We start from the raw sequence: 17066 nt of genomic DNA, 5'->3' as shown, positions 1-17066 counted from the left end.
ACAACTGAGCTTTAAAAACCCGTGTAGAATAATATAGATAACGGCGGGGCAAAGCAGCGGGGTAGGGCAGCCAGGTAGCCCGCGGGGCTCATAACCCCGAGGTCGGTGGTTCAAATCCACCCCCCGCTATACCCCTGCCGCGAGGCAGGCCCCGCCGTTACCACAAAGTCTCTTCTTGCTTTTCTCGGCTTTCCCAATCATCTCTGTCGCAGCTTGTATTACAGAGGAAGAGAAAAGTGATGAGAGATGAATAAAATCTACTTCAAAAGCTCGACTATCTTCTTGGCGGCCTCTAGCCCGGCTTGATCCTGGGCCTCTACGCTACTGGCACCTATGTGAGGGGTCAAGACCACGTTGTCCAGTTGGAGTAACGGGTGGTCTTTCGGCAACGGCTCTTGCTCGAACACGTCTAGTGCTGCACCTGCTATCCAGCCTTCTTTAAGGGCTTTTACTAGGGCGTTGGTGTCGACTACAGCACCTCTAGCCGTGTTCACTAGAATAGCCGTCTTCTTCATTAACTTCAGCTTCTCCTCGTTGATCAGGTGCGTCGTCTCGGGCGTCAAGGGGACGTGAAGGGAGACGATGTCCGCCGCCCTGAGCAGCGTGTCTAGGTCTACACACTCGGCGTTGAACTCCCTCCCAGCCTCCCTGTCGCACTGTTTATCCGTGTAGATGATCTTCATGCCGAACCCGTAGTAGCAGATCCTAGCCACCGCCCTGCCGATCCTGCCGAAGCCGACAATGCCTAAAGTCTTGCCCCTCAGCTCAGTGCCCACCGCCTCGTGCTTAATCCAAATGCCTTCTCTCATCTTCCTGTCGCTTAACGCGATCTTCCTCAGGAGCGCTAACATTAAGCCCACGGTCAGCTCTGCAACAGCCTGCGTGACCGACTCGGGGGCGTTCACGACTTTTATACCCCTGCTCTCGGCAGCCTGGACGTCGATGTTGTCGAGGCCCACGCCGGCCCTGGCGATCACCTTCAACTCGTCGGCGGCCTCGATAACTCTCCTTGTTACTCTAGGCTTGCTCCTCACGATTATCGCGTGGAAGCCCTTGATGAGCCTGGCCAGCTCCTCTTCGCCGGGCTCGTGTACCTCGACTACCTCGAAGCCCTGAGACTTCAAGTAGTCTACTGCGCTCCTGCTGATCTTGCTCGCGACGAGAACTCTGTATACCAAGCTCTTCACCTCTTGGCGAAGCCGAGGGAGGTCAGTACCTCCTTGAGGTTCTTGAACAGCTCTTCTATGTCCTCTTGGGTGATGTAGCCCATGTGCCCTATCCTGAACGTGATGTCCCTGACCTTACCGTAGCCCTTGGCTATCTCTATCCCCCGCTTCCTCAGCTCCTCATATATCACGGGCCCCTTGACGCCGGGCGGGTTGTAGACTACCGTTATTGTGGGGCTATAATAGCCCGGCTCAGCAAACAGCTCTAGGCCTAGCTCGAGGACTCTTCTCCTTATAGTCTCGGCCCTCTCGGCGTACATCTTGAGCCAGGCCTCTTTTCCGCCCATCCGGTCGATGACCCTGAGCATCACGTCCAGCCCTATGACTATCGAGATCGGCGGCGTTGTCGGGGTCGACCACTGCTTCTCTAGGAACTCCCTTATTTCTAGGAGGTCGAAGTACAGGCCTCTCTCAGGTATCTTCTTGGCCCTCTCGAAGACCTCCTCGCTGACAGCCGCCATGGCCAAGCCTGGCGGAAGGCCGAACGCCTTCTGGCTACTAGCGAAGACTAGGTCTATACCCCACGCGTCTACTTTTATGTCGGCCGCACCCATCGCCGACACCGCGTCTACGAAAACCAGCTTCCCGTGCTCCTTTGCGACTTTAGCCAGCTCCCTCAGCGGGTTGAGGACGCCGGTGCTCGTCTCGTTGTATGTTATCGTGACGGCCTCCACGTCCGGGTTCTTTTTCAGCGCGTCGTCCAGCTCCTCTGGCTTGACAGCCTTGCCCAGCTCCTTCTCGAGGACAACGGGTATCCTCCCGTTCCTCTCCACGGCTTCCCTGTACCTGTTCCCAAACTCGCCTATCACCGTTACTAGGACCTTACCTCGGGGGGATATCGCGTTCCTCACGCTGGCCTCCATGAAGCCGGTCCCACTGGAGGGTATCAGCAGGACTGTGGCCTTGTCGGCCTCTAGGAACTTCTTCAGCCTCAGCGTAGCGTCCTTGTGGAGCTCCTGGTACTCCTTAGACCTGTGGCTGAACATCTGGAACTTCATCGCCTCCAGCACTTCCGGGAAGCAGGCCACCGGCCCTGCTGTGAACAGCCTCATTTTCCTAGGCCACACCAGCTGCTCTACTTCTCTTACAACGTCTAAGTACATGGGATCCCCCACCGATTACGTGATATCGGGTGCAAGGTATATTTCCTTTACTGCCTCCAACGTAGAGTACGGGCATTACTCTGTAGAGGTGGAATGAAAAGGTTGTGGTCCCAGTCGCTCCACCTACATCACACGTTCAGTCCGTCTCTGCCAGGTCATCCCACGTGGTAAGATTTTCAAAACCGGATTATATATGGTGTAGTAGGATGGTAGCATATGAAGGTCTACTTGAAGACGAGGACGGGCAAGTGGATACTCGTCAAGGGCTGGCTAAAGCAGGTCTCCACGAGGTCTGGGAAGAGGACTCAAGGCTACGCCTTACTGGGCGAGGAGACCGACCCTCCCGAGGTTGAGGGCGGGGAGGAACTGATAATCCCTGCGTCGGGCTTCTCGAGACTATTGTCAAAGGTCGTCAACGCGGGGGAGGGCGTTGTAGTAGTCGAGCAAGTGGATGCAGAGCACCTACGCGTGCGGGGTAAGAGCGAGGCTGTGAGAAGAGTCGCAGACATAGCGAGAGAGCTGAAGATTGTGGAGTAGGGCTCCTCCATGAAAGGATTTAAATACGCCCGATCCAACATCCTAATAAATTAACTACAGCCAGACCTAGGTTTTGTTGGAGACGAGGCGTTTCAATGGATGTTCTGGGGCTGAAGAGTGAGGTAGGCTGGATAGGGACAGAGCTAGTCCGCTTCCTACGGGAGAACATAGGTAGGGCTGAGCTGGGCGTAGAGATTGGAAGAGGGATTACAGGGGACACGACTAGGAAGATAGACTTGATGGCGGAGGAGTATCTCGTAGACCTCTTCAAATCCAAGGGGATCAACGCGTGGGTCTTGAGCGAGGAGAGAGGACTCTACGAGATCGCTAGAAACCCAGACTACCTGGTCCTGGCCGACCCACTCGACGGTAGTTTGAACTACGTGCTTGAGATACCCTTTTCAGCCGTCTCTATAGCCGTGTACCCCATGAGCGAACTGAGTTACGGGAGGGTTGTCTACGGTTTCGTCTCCAACGTATTCAGGGACGAGAAGTACGAGTACTTAAACGGAGTTGTCTACTTGAACAACGAGGAGTACAAATTCTCAACGAGGGGTAAGGGGCTGATCTGCATCCACACGATCAACCCAAGGCTAGTAGAGAAGATTAGAAAGTTCGTCTTAGACAAAGGAGGGGTCCCGAAGTTGAGAACGCTGGGCGCCGCCTCGCTGGAAGTCCTCTATACGGCTATAGGCAAGATGGAGTACTACATAAACGACGTCGGTAGACTGAGAATAAACGACATCGCGGTAGGGCTAGCTGTAGCGGTGAATAGGGGGTTGAGGGTCATACTGAGGCCTCCGCTCAATAGGATCAACCCAACGACCATAACCGTCCTCGACGAGGTCTGGATCACGCCAGGCGAATATGGGCCGTGAAGAAGGTTGGTTCACTCCGTATTAGAGAGCTGACAACCTAAACCTCGAAGACGCGGCTGAGACTCGAGGACAAGACCCTAGCGCCCCTCTCGTCTACGAGCACGTCCTCTTCTATCCTCACCCCGACGACCCCGGGTATGTAGACGCCTGGCTCGATCGTGAACACCATGTTCTTCTCTAGCACGGTCTCGTGGCCCACCCTCAGGTAGGGCGGCTCGTGGACTACAACGCCGATCCCGTGTCCGAGTCCGTGTATAAACCTCTCCTTCAGCCCGTGCCTCGCCATCACGGCTATAGCCCTCTCCGCCACCTCCCCTGCCTTAACGCCCGGCTGTACGGAGTCGATCGACTCGGAGACCGCCTCGACTACCACGTCGACCAGACGCTTGAACTCGCCCGGTATACTCCCAACCTTTACAACCCTAGTGAGGTCGCTACACCTCCCGCCGACTCTCACCCCGACGTCTATCACTATTAGGTCGCCCTGCTTCACCTTCGCTGTTGTAGGTGTGTTGTGGGGGTAGCTGTTGTTGGGAGAGGTGGATACTATGAGAGGGAAGGCGTAGTCCTCGACCCCCATCCTCCTGACAGTCCCCTCGAAGACGCCCGCGAGCTCCGCCTCGGATACTCCCACGTCGACGGCGTCGACCACAGCCCTAATGCCCTGGATCGTGACGTCGACGGCCCTCTTTATCAGCTCTATCTCCCAGTCTTCCTTGACCACCCTGTACCTAGATATGTCGTCCGACACGTCGACATACTCACCCAGGCTCCTCATGACGACCCCCATTAAAGGTGATGTGAACCGCGCGTCGAGCCCGACCTTGCCACCCCCAGCAAGGGTCTTAACCAGCTCGGCCCAGTCCTTGTCGACGACACGCGCATCAGACGGCTTAAGGGTCTTCGAGAGCCCGTAGACCTCGACACCAGAGGTCTCGAGGGAGTCCCTGTACCTGTAGTAATCTAGGAGCGGGGTGTACACCTGCGTAGACCTCCTCCGGCGGTCGTAGAACAGTAGGACGACCCCGTCGGCCAGGGACTTAACACCGGTGAAGTACTCGACGTTCTCCGGCGACACTATAATGACGGCGTCCAGCCCGCGTCTCTCCGCTATCTCCTCCACTTTCCAGAGCATGCTCCTCAAAAACAGCCCCTCAGCGTACAGTATTCCTGCGTTATTTTAATAACGCTTTTCTCGCCGATCTTAATAAGCGCTAAATCGACTAGGTTTTACAAGTGAGACCATGGCCCAGGTGGCGAAGACCGAGAACGGCTACCTTTGCAGGAGAGACGGTAGCCTTATGTACGTCGTCTACGAGTCGGAGAAGACCATGGACAACAAGCTTAGGGTCTCCATAGCCTACAAGTGCCCTGTCTGCGGCTTCAGAGTGGAGGCGGAGACGCTGGAGATGACGAGGGGGCGGGACTCGTATACCTTGACCAGGACTGTCAGGAGGCTGCCAGCCTAGCAAGCGCGAGTCGCGCACGCGGCGTGTACAGCCAGAAAGACCAGTTTACCAGTTTTCTTTAATCAAGCATATCGCATAAAAATTAATTTGGTCGAATATTTTTATTAAGAGGCGTTTAAATTGTTCAGAAGGAAGGTAAAGAAAACAGGGAAGGTCATCGAGCTGACTTTAACAGAGTCGCCACACCCCCTCCCCGCGGTGAGCTGGGAGTTTCCCCCAGGGGAATACGTTTTAGGCCGTAACCCCACATGCGACGTCGTGTTACTTGACTCTACCGTGTCGAGGCTACACGCTAGGATATACTTCAGTGACGGAGAGTGGTTTATCGAGGATCTGGGTAGCACTAACGGGACCGTCGTTGACGGGGTCGAGATCAAGGGTAAAGGGCCGGTTAGATTAAAAGACGGTAGTAGAATCACCGTCGGGAAGTCCGTGCTAGTCGTTAAGTTCAAGTAGGGAAAGATGGAGTATGGTGCTCAAAGAGTACGCCAATATCGAGGAGCTGAGCGATGTCCTAGGCGACCCCCTTCAGATATCCAGACTTCTACTCAGGATTAAGTTCGAGGTAGCTAACAAGAGGGCGCCGTTTAACGAGGCCCTCAGCGAACTCGAAAGGACGGCTAAGTCGAGCATCAAGGACTACCAGGCAGTTTACTTCCTGCTGAGGCACGAGGAGAGGAACAGGAACATAAGGGGCGTTCTCGTCGGAGACTACGTGATAGCTTTGACAGTCGAAGAAGGCGGGGTTATCAGGCTAAAGGGGAAAGCCGCCTTCAGCGAGGTGGCGACCTCCTATAAAGCCTCGAACCCGGTAATCAGGGTTAGCTACGCTAGGATAACACCCGACGTTGTAAAGGACACCCCCATCGAAAACTACCTGAGGGAGATCATAAGCAGGGTGTCCGAGGAGAAGCCGCCTAACATATGGGTGGGAAGGCTACTCTACGACTACAAGGTCGTCGAGGCGGTGTCGGACAAGGGAGGCTTCACCTACGTTCTGAAAACCGTGGGGAAAGATGGGCTGACGTACGTCTTCAAGATACCCCGGGACAAGCTACCAAACGGGACACTACTCGCTCTCTCGGGTCCCGAGAAGATCAGCGACTTCATGAGGAGCTACATTAACGTGCTGCAGATATGCCACCCTGACAAGGAGGAGATCGTGAGGTTTTTGACGAAGGTGGGGCTCGGGGAGGCCTTGTACAACGAGCTCAGCCTGTATAAGAAGTACGTCCTGTGCCCCCACGGATTCATACTCACCCAGGAGACCTACGACACCGACTCCTACATCGATAACCCGCCTGTGGTCATAGAGCCCTACGCCGACCTAGGCGACTTACACGACTACGTCAGCAGGAGAGGGGCGGACGCGAAGTTCGTCGCCAGCGTGGGGCTGAGGGTCGCGGGGGCTCTAGCGCTAGCACACGCGCTCAGCATACTACACCTCGACGTGAAGCCGCACAACATCCTACTGAGGAGCGACCCTAAGGAGCCCTACGGTGTACGCCCTTACATCAGCGACTTCGCTAGTACGGGTAGGGCTGTTGAGGGGTGGTATAAGCCCACGAGGCTCACACCAGAGTTCGCGGACCCGCTATCCCTCCTTGAGATGAGGGCCGGGTTTGACTACGACGTGTACTCGCTGGGGTTGACCCTTCTGACAGCGCTGACCTCCAAGAAACTCCCCCACAGGACGCTGGTCAACCTCCTAGCACTAAAGTACGTGTACGGGATGGACATCAGCGTAGAGCCATTCCTCCTCGACTACCCCGCGTTGGCCACTTTCCACAAGGAGGTAGAGCCTTTGTTTAAGAGCCTGGCCGAGGGCAGGGCCAGGGTTGGAGAGCTTGTCGAGAAGGTGATCCCGCTGGTCGTAGACCGCGACAAGATATCCATGGACGTGCTGTCGAGAGAGGTCGACAAAGACCTCTTCGCACTCCTATCCAGAACCATCACCCTTAAGAGAGAGGACAGGTTCAAGAACGCGCTGGAGTTCTGGCTGAGCTTCAAGAAACTACTACAGGATAAGAAGTGGGAGGACGCGATCCCCAAGCCCCCGTGAACCACAAGACAACCAGCTACGCCATGCAATATTCTAAGAGAACGTGGGGTTTCCAAGCCGCGGCCGGGATTCGAACCCGGGACCTCTGCCTTACCAGGGCAGCGCTCCACCAGGCTGAGCTACCGCGGCTCTCTAATTGTTAATGTTGTAGCGAGATTTAAAACTTGCTAGCCTTACAGGGCTTACGTGACAGTTTAGCTCGTCTTAGCAGCTGTCCTAACGGCTTTCTTGGGCCTCAGCGTACCCACCGAGTGGCATCTCCGGCACTTAGTCGCACCAGGCGGGTTTAACGCGCCGCACCTACGGCATACTGTCTTGTTGAGCGCTCTGTCGAAGACGATCTTCAGCTTGACTGGGTCGTTGATCGGCGTAATCACCACCTCTAGCGTCTAATTGCTCGAGGGGGTTTAAAACTTAAAGCCCACGCCCCTCAGCCTCTCGGCTATGTCCTCCGACTCCTCGGGGAAGCAGCTTAGTGTAGCCTCGAGTAAGCTCGTGTTCAGCCTACCGAGCTGCCTGTAGTAGTTTCTAAGCTTGTCCAAGTCTACTCCCTGCCTAGCCTTCAGTACAAAGTACTGCTCGGGGTGTAGAACCCTCACTTTGACCCCGTCTATAGAGGCCTGTCTCGTGTTTGCAACTACCTCATCCGGTATATTGAAGTCCATTATGTTCTCGTAGAGCTCGACCTCTACAGTCTCGCCGTCGACGTTGGCAACGAGCTTTAGTGTGCCCAGCTCTGTTAAACCGACCTCCCACCCCTCCTCTGCGGCTAGGCTCCGGTAGAAGTCCTCGTTAGCGACGGGACTGGGCTCTACGACAAACAGGTCCAAGTCGCCCTCGAAAACGTCCTTGTTTAGAGCGAGCTCTACAGCTGTACTACCTATCACAACGAACTCTACCCCTCTCCTACTGATTTTCTCGGCTACCTTCGCCAGGGCCTTCCTACTAAAGGACACTACCACCACCTACTCTACGCTAAACATCCCCTCGGATACCTCATTATCGGCTATTAAGGTTTTATGCCCACCCGTGGTATATTACGAACCCAGCGAAGCCCACCAGCTACCGGGTCGACTTCTTTATTCTGTTGAACACAAGGTGATACAGTGAGACACTCGAAACAATGAAGCCGTGCACTCTCGAAGGTGCAGGAAAGTCTCCAACTGTTATGGAACTAGTCCGGCCAGCGTAAGTAGAGTCGACCGTGAAGATGGTACTGTACCTCGAGAACGAGTTGGGCTCTTCGACCGGCCCCCGACAGCCAAACCGACCCCTCCACAGCCAAAACCCCTTTAAGCAGATCGACATAAGATCGTAATACAAGAGCAACCGGTCCACTGCTCGACCGTTACGAATATCCGAGATGCCGTTTTGGAGCGAGAAGTCTCGGCTGGTGCTTCTCGGCTAGCTACGAGTGCGGGTGCGCCTGAGCGACCTGGGTGGCAGTATCTTGAGCCCCGCCAAAAACAGGTAGTACACTAATACGGCGATCACTCCGAGTTTAAGCAGTACTCCCAGTGGATCGAGCAGGCTCACGGTGGATGGTGGGACGAACGGCTGGCTGTTTAGAACTCTTTTTATGGCCTCTAGCGCGGCGACCGTGGAGTCAGGGGCTGTCTCGCCAGGTGCTAGAAGCACCCTGACATATAGTTGAGAGGTGGCGGACCCATCTCTTATTGAAACAGGGAACAGGGCGGCTGCTACCGTACAGCTCGTATTCCACCTGCTAGCCTGCACGAGATACACGCGTACACCGTTCACGTCTTGAACCCATGACCTAACAACACTGTACCCCTCCAAGCTCAGGTCATAGCTCCACGCGTGAAGGAGTGCGGGTGTCTCGGCGACCTCGATGACCGATTGATAGGGTACCCTATTATAGCTGAAAGCTACGTACCTCACATTCAGTACGCCTAGTAGGCCCGCTCTACCAGGGTCGCTCCAGGCGCTCTCGACCTGGAAGCCCTCGAAAATGTAGTTCTCGGGCCTTGACACGAAGTCCCAGGCGCCAACTCCCGGAGAAATTATTGTGTAACCCCACGAAGTGTTAATGGGGCTTAAAACCGCTACCAGAGCCGCGAAAGCGAGTAGTAGCAGTAGTACTAGACCGGTTACAGCCCTTACGCCCGCGTCGGATCCTCCACGAGAGGTCTCCTCACTGGGCGTGCTCCCAGTGAGAAAAGTCCCGGAAGCTAGGTATACGGCCGCAATAGACGAGGCCGCTACATAGACTATGGTGGGAGTGTAGCTGAGAGCGCTCCAGGCGAGAGGGGCGCCCTCATACCTTACCGCCTCGACCAGGACGACCGCTCTCAACACTTCCCCGACAAAACCGATCAGGAGCCCTAACGCGATAGATAATAGGGCGAGCACGCTCTTCCTCCTAAAACTCAAAGTTTTCCTAGAAACTAACAAGAGCACCACTGGCAGCAGCGCGATCGTCGACGTGAGGGGGGCGTACCCGAGGCGTATTGATACCAGTGGCACTTCTACAGGCCCGTAACTAGTGTGGACTGTGATCTGCCCGAAGCCGTCCTCGTAACTAAACGTCGAGCCGGTTATCCCCGCCGCGATCTCTCCCGCCACTCTCGAAAAGATTCGCGCCGCGTTGTCGAAGGAGCTCACCGGGATCGGCGCTAATAGCAGCACTGAGAGGTAGGGTGCTAGGGTCCTTGCGCTCGTCGGTGTGAATATGAACAGTAGTGTGGAGAGAACGAGCAGGCTAAGGCTCAGACCCCAGTAGAAAGTCATGTACTCACCTACTAGAGGGGCTACCAGGTAGAAGAACGCCGAGAACAAGGCCAGCAATAGTGTCGCGAGGACCTTGCCAACGCTGACCTCGAACCTGAAGACTTCGTCTCTCAAGGCCATGTAGAGCGCTAACACCGCGTTGACTAATGCGATTACCAAGTAGGAGTGTACGTCGCTGAGTACCACTGTGGCTACATCCCTAACGTAGTCCCTGTAGAGCGTGGAAACAAGGAGAGCGACTATGCCAGCTACTCCAGTTAAACCGATGAAGAACGCTCTGCGAGAGGTCGTGTCCGGGGGTGTACTTTCCAGCCCTGGCACATCCACCACGCCGCGGGTCTAAGCTGAGCCTCTGGATAGGTCTCCCAGTTGCGGGTAAAAAAACACTTTTGAGCCTCACGCCCGCCCTTTAGAGCCCTTGAGAGCTCTGTCGGCCTAAGGCCGCCTCGGCCTCTACTGGAAGCACCTACAGGATGCAGACAGCAATATACATGGCATCGTGAACAGTATATCAACAACCAACGGAGAAGAAACTCTAGCGTCTACTCCGTTGAAGCAGGCGGCATACTTTGCTCTCACTCTGCTCCCTGCTAATAGCGGGTTAGGCCTCGACGGGCCCGCCGGGACTTGAACCCGGGACCTCCGGCTCCGAAGGCCGGCGCCCTATCCAAGCTAGGCGACGGGCCCTAATCTAGTAGTGTCTCAAGAGCTGTAATTAACTTTTGAGGACTGCTACGAGCAGTGCGGGGGGTGGGATTCGAACCCACGCAGGCCTACGCCATCGGGTCCTAAGCCCGACCCCTTTGACCTAGCTCGGGCACCCCCGCTCTAATTATTTCTGTTGATTCTTCCACGGGTTATAAACGTGAGCGGTAGGGTTGCTTCTAACCTTCTCGACTTCCTCGAGCGCTCTCTTGTAGAGGCTGTCGCTGAGCGCCTTGCTCCTCCACGCCTCTTCCAGTTTATCGAGGTCTACCACCTCCGGTCCGCCGTCTCTCCTGACCACGACGTCTACCTCCAGGTCCAGATACTCGACTACCCCCTCCCCGACGTCCGGGGGCGTGTTGATGTTCACGTACGTGCCCAGGTAGTCTGAGCCCCTGTAGTAGTTGTGGGATATGGTCCAAGACGACGTGTCCACTACCATGTAGTCCACGTCCCCGGGCTTCTTCTCCACGCCCAGCCCGTCGTAGACACCGCTGGACCTCATCACCCTCTTGAAGACGAGGGTCAGCCCTCCCCGCCCGACCTCCACCTTCTCTAGCACGCCCGGCGCCAGATTCACGACCCCTCCGTCCGGCTTAACCTGCCTGAACGAGAACTCCCGCCCGACCTGCTTGTACACCAGGTAGCTGGAGAGTAGGGCCGTGCTCTCCCTCGTTATCGCCTTATTGGACAGCAGGTACTCGGTGTAGTCCACTACCTCGTCTAACCCCATGTACTTCAACTGGTGGTGCCCTATCGCAGTCGGGGCGACCCTACCCCTCAGCTCGTCCAGCCTAGCCTTGGCAGGCGACGTCAGGTATACTAGGGCTATGGACTCGCCCTCGTACAGCACTCCCACGTCGCCCCCGCTCTTCAGCTTCGCCTCGAAATCCCTCAAAACCCCGAGTAAAAAGTCGATCTCTCTGGACACCTCGTGCGGGTCTGCGTACTGGCTGTTGCTCCTGAACCTCACGCCTAGACCAGACCCCACGAGCTTGGATACCGCCAGAGCCGAGAGCTCTGCTTTCTTCGCCGGGTCTCTGATGAACTCCGAGAACTCTATCTTTCCTCCTTTAATGAGGGAGACGTAGAGCCCGTCGAACCTCAGCTCCCTGGAGACTACGGCCCTCTCCCCTCTCCTAAACGAGGGCCTTGCAACGGACACGACCACGAGGTCGCCCTCTCTTCCGTGGCACGCGCGCAGAACCCCCTCAACCCCGCCCGGTAGCTCTAGTATACACCCGCCCTCCTCGAGCCTGCTGACCCGCGCCCTCACCACGGCGTGGAGACCGGGCCTCCCCCACCAGACCACTACGTCCCGTAGCTCCGCGGTTATCGAGTCCAACACTTCTCTGACTCCTTCAGGCTTGCCGAGGACTACGAGCGTGCTCGGCTCCTCGGAGTCCTTCACAGTGACCTCGGCAGGGGAGGTGTCGAAGGGTATCCCCAGCCTCTCCCTGATCACTCCCGACGCTTGTACGACCCTGAAGCCCCTCAACAAGAACAGGTAGGAGAGCGCAGTTGACGAGATACCTCTGACTCTGACGCTCGTCAAAAAGGTGAACCCCGTTCAGGACCGGCTAGTCGTGTATTGTCTCCAGGATCGCGATGACCTGCCAGATCTTCGTCCTAGCGGACAGGGGCATGTTGGGGTCCTGGCTGACCTGGTCCAGCACGCTCACCGCGTTCGCGGCCTTAACGCCCGGCGTCAGGTTCTCGCTCCTCAGGTAGTTCAGCGCCTCGGTGGCAGCCCTCCTTATGTTCCTGGGGACAGCCGTGTCGTTTATGATGGAGAGCAGCAGGTATATCGCGTTGTTGATCTTGGCAGTATTATCGGGCACCCTCGCCACGGAGGACACGCCGACCACCCCCACTTCTCTAATGTGTAAACGGCGATTAAAACAGTGTAGGGGCACCGCCCCGAAGACTGCCGCGTGCTCCTGGCCCGCGCGGCGCGGGTCGGCGCCGAGATAGAAATAGAGCGCCCGGCTTATAGCCGGGAGAGGCAGATGTGAACGGGTGAAAAACTGTTTGAGTTAGGCGGTGGAAGAGAAGCTCACGCCTATTACGTAGGACGCCGTTTGTCCCTAGATGTTCACTCCAATCATTTTATATGGATTCATGGTCTCATCTAGGGACTTCCGCCTCGCCCACAGGGCTCTGGGTACCCGTGTGGGCTCATGGGCGGCTGTCGAGCCCAACGGCACGGGGCTCCCATCTAGGTTGAGGCCCGCGGGGCTTGGAGCAGCACTCACACCGCCCGGGCGGCCAGGTAGCCTCTCCAACACTCGGCCCCGACCACCTGTAAAAAATTTTCCTCTACATTACTTATAAACGTTTAACCCACGCTCTCTTGGAAAATCTAATGGTACGCTTTGCTGGTGGTGTAGCGGGTCGTGAGGGTCGCGGACGTACAGGAGAGGCCGACAACGCGGCTGGGGAGGGGGAGGCGTAGGCAAGGGGGATCGTCGAGTACCTGGGATCGAAGCCCCGTGCCGAGGGGCCTCGCTGGCGCTAGCTTGCAATTAAAATCCTCTATAGCTATTTGGTATCCATGTGTGGTCTGACTTGGTGGAGGCTGAAGTAGACCCTGTCAAGAAGATGGCCGAGCTTATCAAGGCCGGGGCGGTAATGCTGGCCGAGACATGCCCTTACCCGGGCTGCGGCCTACCTCTGTTCAGGCTGAAGACGGGCGAGGTGGTCTGCCCCGTCCACGGTAGGGTCTACCTGGTCAAGACCGAGGAAGAGGCCAGGGAGGTGAAGACCTCTGTGAGCCTGGCCATGACGCTGGACAGGATAGAGGAGAGGGCCTTGATGGAGATGAACGCCATGCTGAGCGAGAGGGGGGAGATAGACCCCACCGAGCTGATAAGGTGGCTTGAGGTCGTCGAGAGGGTGAGGAGGATCAAGAGCGTCATCGCGTCTAGGCCTTCCTCTACGAAGTGAGCCGGTCGAGCAGGGGCCTCACCAGACCCCAGACGTCCCGGAAGACTTCCTCGAGCCCCCTGCTGGAGTCGACTACTACCAGCAGGCCTTCTCTGACCATCCTCAAGTAAACCTCCCTGACCCTGGAGAGGAAGTCGACCCTCTCGTACTCGGGGAACCTCGACGGGGCCCCCTTCTTCCTCGCCAGCCCGAGCGAGGGCTCTACGTCGAGGTATACCGCTAGGTCGGGCCTCGGCGCGAACCTGTTCACCTCCAAGACCCACTCGTATGGTGCCCCTGAGGCGGTCTGGTAGGCGACGCTACTGTAGAAGTACCTGTCGCACACGACCACGGCGCCCTCCCTCAGAGCCGGCTCTATCACCGTCTTCCAGTGTATGAGCCTGTCCAAGGCGTAAGCAAGCGCGTCGACATAGGCGTCCCTAGCGCTGGAGTACTCGCCTTTAACGGCTCTGACGATGCTCGAGTCGTAGGGCTCGTAGGTGTAGGTTGCCCTGTAACCCAGCTCGCCAAGCCTGCTTATGAGGATGTTGGCGATGCTCGTCTTACCCGAGCCGTCCAGCCCCTCGAGGACTAAGAACAGGCCTCTCCTACTCGAAGTGTAGCTCAACGTAGTCTCTCCCCTTCTCGTGTACGAGCACTGCTCTTTTAGAGCCCACCTCTTCTAAAAACCCTTTCCTGACCTGGAAGAGGGGTATATCCGCCATGATGCACCCCGTAATGATGATGGGCTCGGGCTCCTCAACCAACATGCAGCTCGGCTCTCTCCCGTAGTACTTCAGCGCGTAGATAACGTAGGAGCCCACCGTACTCCCGCGCCCGCCCCTGAAGGCCAGCGCTACGCCGGCTATCTGCTCGCCCACCTCCTTGAGCGTGCCGGTCGCGGGGTCTACCTCTCCGAAGAAGCTGATGTAGTCGTTGTAGACACGGAGGGGGGCCCGGCAGTCCCCGTCCACCAGGACTCTAACCCGCTCTCTCACCGTAGACAGCCCTTATCACCCCCAGGGTGTTCGTCAGGTAGTACTTTGCTTTTAGTTGCTTACTCAAGTAGAAGACCGCCTTACCGGAGTTCGTCACGAGGTGGTCGAACACCCGCGTCAGCCTAGAGACTACAGGGCAGGTGCCAGCGGCCACGTCTACGCCCAGCCTACGCAACCGCAAGACCTCGCTGTAGTGCTTCTCAAATACCTCTACAGGTATTGTTATTAGGAGCCTCCTGTCTCTGGGTAGCACACCCCGCTTTACGACTTGCCTGTATACCTCGAGGAACTCCCACGGGTAGAGGTGGGGGCATCCGAGGTAGCCCAGTACGCTGCCACCGCCGGGCTCTACCCCCGTGTACTCTTCCACGTCGTCCCACTCCACCTCGACCCTGTCCACGAAGTCTGTTGAGTAGAATCCCCTGGGCGTCACCCCTTCCAGGACGACGAGGGCGTGGGAGCCCGAGGCGGCGGACGCGGCGAGCATTATCTTCAAGTCCGCCAAGCCCTGTCCAGCGCCCCTGACGAGCGGTATCTCCCTGACCCTGTAGCCCAGCCACAACCCGAGAGCTCCCGGGTTCCCTCTAACGCGTGGATCCCTAACGTGGACCAGGACTCTCGCGACCCTGTTCTTCGGGTCGTGGAGGCCCGCGTAGTATGTGAAGCCCGTTAGCGCGGAGGCCAGCGCTAGCGGTCCCCCCTCCCGGTTCGTGCTCGCTCCGAACACGCTGTTGGCCACTGCGACAGCGCTACTCTCGCCCCAGGCTAGGAACTCCCCCTGAGCCGGGGGCCTGTGGTAGTACGGGATGCAGGTGAAGACCGGTTTAAACCCCATTTTGATTAGGGAGTCGTCTATCACAGCCTGTTTCCCGGCGTAGGAGCCGTCTATCAACTCCGATAGACCCGAGTAGTCGACGCACCCCGGGTTGACCGTGGTGTATACCCGAGCCCTGCCTCCCCCGAGAAGCAGGCTACGGACGAACTCTAGCCCGGGGTCTAGGATGTTGGAGTAGGAGACGCCGGACACGTGGGCGTGGGCGACCTCGACCAGCCTCGTGGCCCCCAGCGCCTCACCCGTCTTGACAATTATAGACATTGCCTTCGCGACGACCCAGCCGAACTCCCCGTTCAACATCCTCTCTTGTTCGCGCGTCAGGTACATTACATTCAACACCGCTTAAGGTACATGATATACCGACCCAGATGATAAAAGTGGAGTGTTCCCCTGCCCCGGACCCACGCCAGCTTCGTCTCGAGGAGTTGGCAGATGGGTGCATCCCGCAAAGTTTTTCGTGTAGTCTCCACTGTATTTAATCTATTTTTACTACCCCACCGTAATACCCCTAGTAGGGTAGGCGACGAGTGCCGTTCACCACGTACCATCTAGTCTCAGGGTTTCTGGTGGGGCTCCCGCTTAGAAGGAGGGTCCACTTACCGACCCTCTTGGTCGCGACGACTATACCAGTCGACCTCGGGTCTGTCCTCCTAGTCCTTGGCGGAATAGACGCTAGACCTCACGGGTTGACGCATAGTTTCGTCGTCGCAGCCCTTCTAGGGGTACTCACGGCTATCGTTGTCTACGTGCTCGACCGCTACTTGAAAGTCCATAAGACCCTGTACAGAGCATTCTACCTGGCTCAGGGCGACGAGAAGTTCCACAAGTATATCGCCGGAGGAGTTATCGGCTCGCTCCTCCACGTGGTTCTAGACGCGCCGTTATACGAGGACATGAGCCCCTTCGAGCCCTTTGTCTCGGGCGTAAACCCGTTCCTCCTCTCGGGCACTCAAATAACGCGGCCCCTATACGACTTAGTCCTGTACGCCGGGCTACTGGCGTACCTCGTATTCTTCTACGAGATGTCGAGAAGGGCGCTGGGCGGACCAGTGGCAAGGTTGCAGCTAGGTGTCCTTGTTATCTTACTAGCCATATTACTCGCCCCCACCACGGTCGATGTCGAACTCCTATTCAGAGAGCCCGAGGCGTTTATACCCCTGGGTGTTGGGGTTCTCGGTGTAGTTCTCGCCGTGCTATCTCTCGTGGAGATGAGGTTGATGAGCACTGTACGGGCAGGCCTTGTACTCTCGGTGACGGCAACCCTTCTTGCCACTGCCTGCGCCAACCTGGGAGGCCTGCTACTCTCCTCTACGACCGCTACTCTGGTCTACACTGGAGTCGCTGCGATAATAGTTTTGTTGAGGAGCCCGCTGACCCGTATCCGCATCACGTTTATGAATAAGTCTCTTAAAGCCGTAGACCTCCTATTGATGGGGTGGTTGAGCGCGTTGCTAATTGTGGGGATCCCCGTCTTCGTCGCGGCCTTGTTTACAATACTGGCAGAGTCGAGAAGGCTGGCGGGCCTAGAGCCTCTGGCACGCCTTCGATGAGCGTGCCCTTCAAGCCGCTACGTGTAC

Annotated in this window: 18 protein-coding genes and 4 tRNA genes; 8 read left to right on the top strand and 14 right to left on the bottom strand. The window is 57.0% G+C overall.

Features of this window, described 5'->3' with window-relative positions:
• Positions 1-55 precede the first annotated feature (55 nt).
• Positions 56-129: transfer RNA gene (locus WLZ34_RS04420), tRNA-Met, on the top strand.
• Positions 130-257: 128 nt separating this feature from the next.
• Here WLZ34_RS04420 and WLZ34_RS04415 read toward each other — a convergent pair.
• On the bottom strand, positions 258-1187 hold the full coding sequence (locus WLZ34_RS04415) for a D-2-hydroxyacid dehydrogenase (protein ID WP_434730888.1): 930 nt from the start codon (positions 1185-1187) through the stop codon (positions 258-260).
• Complete coding sequence (locus tag WLZ34_RS04410) at positions 1184-2329, bottom strand: pyridoxal-phosphate-dependent aminotransferase family protein (RefSeq protein WP_434730887.1); 1146 nt, start codon at positions 2327-2329, stop codon at positions 1184-1186. Before WLZ34_RS04410 ends, WLZ34_RS04415 begins: the two co-directional genes overlap by 4 nt.
• Positions 2330-2545: 216 nt before the next feature.
• Between WLZ34_RS04410 and WLZ34_RS04405 the strand changes: the two genes are divergently transcribed.
• Both WLZ34_RS04405 and WLZ34_RS04400 read left to right on the top strand, forming a co-directional pair.
• The gene (locus WLZ34_RS04405; RefSeq protein ID WP_434730886.1) at positions 2546-2866 is read left to right on the top strand and encodes a hypothetical protein; all 321 of its coding nucleotides are present in this window, start codon (positions 2546-2548) and stop codon (positions 2864-2866) included.
• A gap of 95 nt (positions 2867-2961) precedes the next feature.
• Positions 2962-3744, top strand: coding sequence for an inositol monophosphatase family protein (locus tag WLZ34_RS04400; RefSeq protein ID WP_434730885.1), 783 nt, complete (start codon positions 2962-2964; stop codon positions 3742-3744).
• Positions 3745-3781: 37 nt separating this feature from the next.
• Here WLZ34_RS04400 and WLZ34_RS04395 read toward each other — a convergent pair whose 3' ends face one another.
• Positions 3782-4879, bottom strand: coding sequence for a M24 family metallopeptidase (locus tag WLZ34_RS04395; RefSeq protein WP_434731935.1), 1098 nt, complete (start codon positions 4877-4879; stop codon positions 3782-3784).
• A gap of 109 nt (positions 4880-4988) precedes the next feature.
• On the opposite strand from WLZ34_RS04395, the gene WLZ34_RS04390 reads away from it, so the two are divergent.
• From WLZ34_RS04390 to WLZ34_RS04380, 3 genes are all read left to right on the top strand, one after another.
• Complete coding sequence (locus tag WLZ34_RS04390; protein WP_434730884.1) at positions 4989-5213, top strand: hypothetical protein; 225 nt, start codon at positions 4989-4991, stop codon at positions 5211-5213.
• 120 nt (positions 5214-5333) lie between these two features.
• Positions 5334-5669: an FHA domain-containing protein gene (locus tag WLZ34_RS04385; RefSeq protein WP_434730883.1), complete on the top strand. Its 336-nt coding sequence runs from the start codon at positions 5334-5336 to the stop codon at positions 5667-5669.
• 13 nt (positions 5670-5682) lie between these two features.
• A complete protein-coding gene (locus WLZ34_RS04380; protein WP_434730882.1) occupies positions 5683-7275 on the top strand; it encodes a protein kinase domain-containing protein in 1593 nt (530 codons plus the stop codon).
• A gap of 55 nt (positions 7276-7330) precedes the next feature.
• Here the strand turns inward: WLZ34_RS04380 and WLZ34_RS04375 are convergent.
• The 8 genes from WLZ34_RS04375 to WLZ34_RS04340 all read right to left on the bottom strand — a co-directional run bounded on the left by WLZ34_RS04375 (position 7331) and on the right by WLZ34_RS04340 (position 12581).
• Positions 7331-7404, bottom strand: a tRNA-Thr gene (locus WLZ34_RS04375).
• 65 nt (positions 7405-7469) lie between these two features.
• A complete protein-coding gene (locus tag WLZ34_RS04370; RefSeq protein ID WP_434730881.1) occupies positions 7470-7655 on the bottom strand; it encodes a 50S ribosomal protein L40e in 186 nt (61 codons plus the stop codon).
• Between the two features lie 27 nt (positions 7656-7682).
• A complete protein-coding gene (locus WLZ34_RS04365; protein WP_434730880.1) occupies positions 7683-8231 on the bottom strand; it encodes a nucleotidyltransferase in 549 nt (182 codons plus the stop codon).
• Positions 8232-8679: 448 nt separating this feature from the next.
• Complete coding sequence (locus WLZ34_RS04360) at positions 8680-10347, bottom strand: hypothetical protein (RefSeq protein ID WP_434730879.1); 1668 nt, start codon at positions 10345-10347, stop codon at positions 8680-8682.
• Between the two features lie 291 nt (positions 10348-10638).
• Positions 10639-10713 (bottom strand) — tRNA-Arg (locus WLZ34_RS04355).
• A 55-nt stretch (positions 10714-10768) separates the two neighbouring features.
• A tRNA-Leu gene (locus tag WLZ34_RS04350) sits at positions 10769-10853 on the bottom strand.
• A gap of 5 nt (positions 10854-10858) precedes the next feature.
• On the bottom strand, positions 10859-12286 hold the full coding sequence (locus WLZ34_RS04345; RefSeq protein ID WP_428727707.1) for a DUF402 domain-containing protein: 1428 nt from the start codon (positions 12284-12286) through the stop codon (positions 10859-10861).
• A 25-nt stretch (positions 12287-12311) separates the two neighbouring features.
• The gene (locus WLZ34_RS04340) at positions 12312-12581 is read right to left on the bottom strand and encodes a UPF0147 family protein (protein ID WP_434731934.1); all 270 of its coding nucleotides are present in this window, start codon (positions 12579-12581) and stop codon (positions 12312-12314) included.
• Between the two features lie 751 nt (positions 12582-13332).
• Between WLZ34_RS04340 and WLZ34_RS04335 the strand changes: the two genes are divergently transcribed.
• Positions 13333-13677 (top strand): Sjogren's syndrome/scleroderma autoantigen 1 family protein, encoded by a 345-nt coding sequence (locus WLZ34_RS04335; protein WP_428727685.1) that lies wholly within the window; start codon positions 13333-13335, stop codon positions 13675-13677.
• Here WLZ34_RS04335 and tmk read toward each other — a convergent pair.
• From tmk to WLZ34_RS04320, 3 genes are read right to left on the bottom strand one after another with little or no spacing between them, the layout of a single operon-like run.
• Complete coding sequence (gene tmk, locus WLZ34_RS04330) at positions 13667-14284, bottom strand: dTMP kinase (protein ID WP_434730878.1); 618 nt, start codon at positions 14282-14284, stop codon at positions 13667-13669. The two genes, WLZ34_RS04335 and tmk, sit on opposite strands and share 11 nt — an antisense overlap.
• Positions 14265-14654 carry an aconitase X swivel domain-containing protein gene (locus tag WLZ34_RS04325; RefSeq protein ID WP_434730877.1) on the bottom strand — a complete coding sequence of 130 codons (390 nt, stop codon included), beginning with the start codon at positions 14652-14654 and terminating at the stop codon, positions 14265-14267. The genes tmk and WLZ34_RS04325 overlap by 20 nt, the downstream gene beginning before the upstream one ends.
• A complete protein-coding gene (locus WLZ34_RS04320; protein WP_434731933.1) occupies positions 14638-15816 on the bottom strand; it encodes an aconitase X catalytic domain-containing protein in 1179 nt (392 codons plus the stop codon). The genes WLZ34_RS04325 and WLZ34_RS04320 overlap by 17 nt, the downstream gene beginning before the upstream one ends.
• Positions 15817-16016: 200 nt before the next feature.
• Between WLZ34_RS04320 and WLZ34_RS04315 the strand changes: the two genes are divergently transcribed.
• Positions 16017-17039, top strand: coding sequence for a hypothetical protein (locus WLZ34_RS04315; protein WP_434730876.1), 1023 nt, complete (start codon positions 16017-16019; stop codon positions 17037-17039).
• Positions 17040-17066 lie beyond the last annotated feature (27 nt).

It is taken from the genome of Thermogladius sp. KZ2Tp1 (genome assembly GCF_051131135.1).
GTDB lineage: Archaea > Thermoproteota > Thermoprotei_A > Sulfolobales > Desulfurococcaceae > Thermogladius.
Note: the sequence above shows the minus strand (reverse complement) of the source record. Positions and strands in the feature narration are given on the sequence as shown.

Bases quoted from the DNA above. Each gene is read 5' to 3' on its own strand.
- WLZ34_RS04390 (WP_434730884.1), top strand. From the start codon at position 4,989: ATGGCCCAGGTGGCGAAGACCGAGAACGGCTACCTTTGCAGGAGAGAC.
- WLZ34_RS04320 (WP_434731933.1), bottom strand. From the start codon at position 15,816: ATGTACCTGACGCGCGAACAAGAGAGGATGTTGAACGGGGAGTTCGGC.
- WLZ34_RS04400 (WP_434730885.1), top strand. From the start codon at position 2,962: ATGGATGTTCTGGGGCTGAAGAGTGAGGTAGGCTGGATAGGGACAGAG.
- WLZ34_RS04405 (WP_434730886.1), top strand. From the start codon at position 2,546: ATGAAGGTCTACTTGAAGACGAGGACGGGCAAGTGGATACTCGTCAAG.
- WLZ34_RS04395 (WP_434731935.1), bottom strand. From the start codon at position 4,879: ATGCTCTGGAAAGTGGAGGAGATAGCGGAGAGACGCGGGCTGGACGCC.
- WLZ34_RS04410 (WP_434730887.1), bottom strand. From the start codon at position 2,329: ATGTACTTAGACGTTGTAAGAGAAGTAGAGCAGCTGGTGTGGCCTAGG.
- WLZ34_RS04380 (WP_434730882.1), top strand. From the start codon at position 5,683: ATGGTGCTCAAAGAGTACGCCAATATCGAGGAGCTGAGCGATGTCCTA.
- WLZ34_RS04335 (WP_428727685.1), top strand. From the start codon at position 13,333: ATGGCCGAGCTTATCAAGGCCGGGGCGGTAATGCTGGCCGAGACATGC.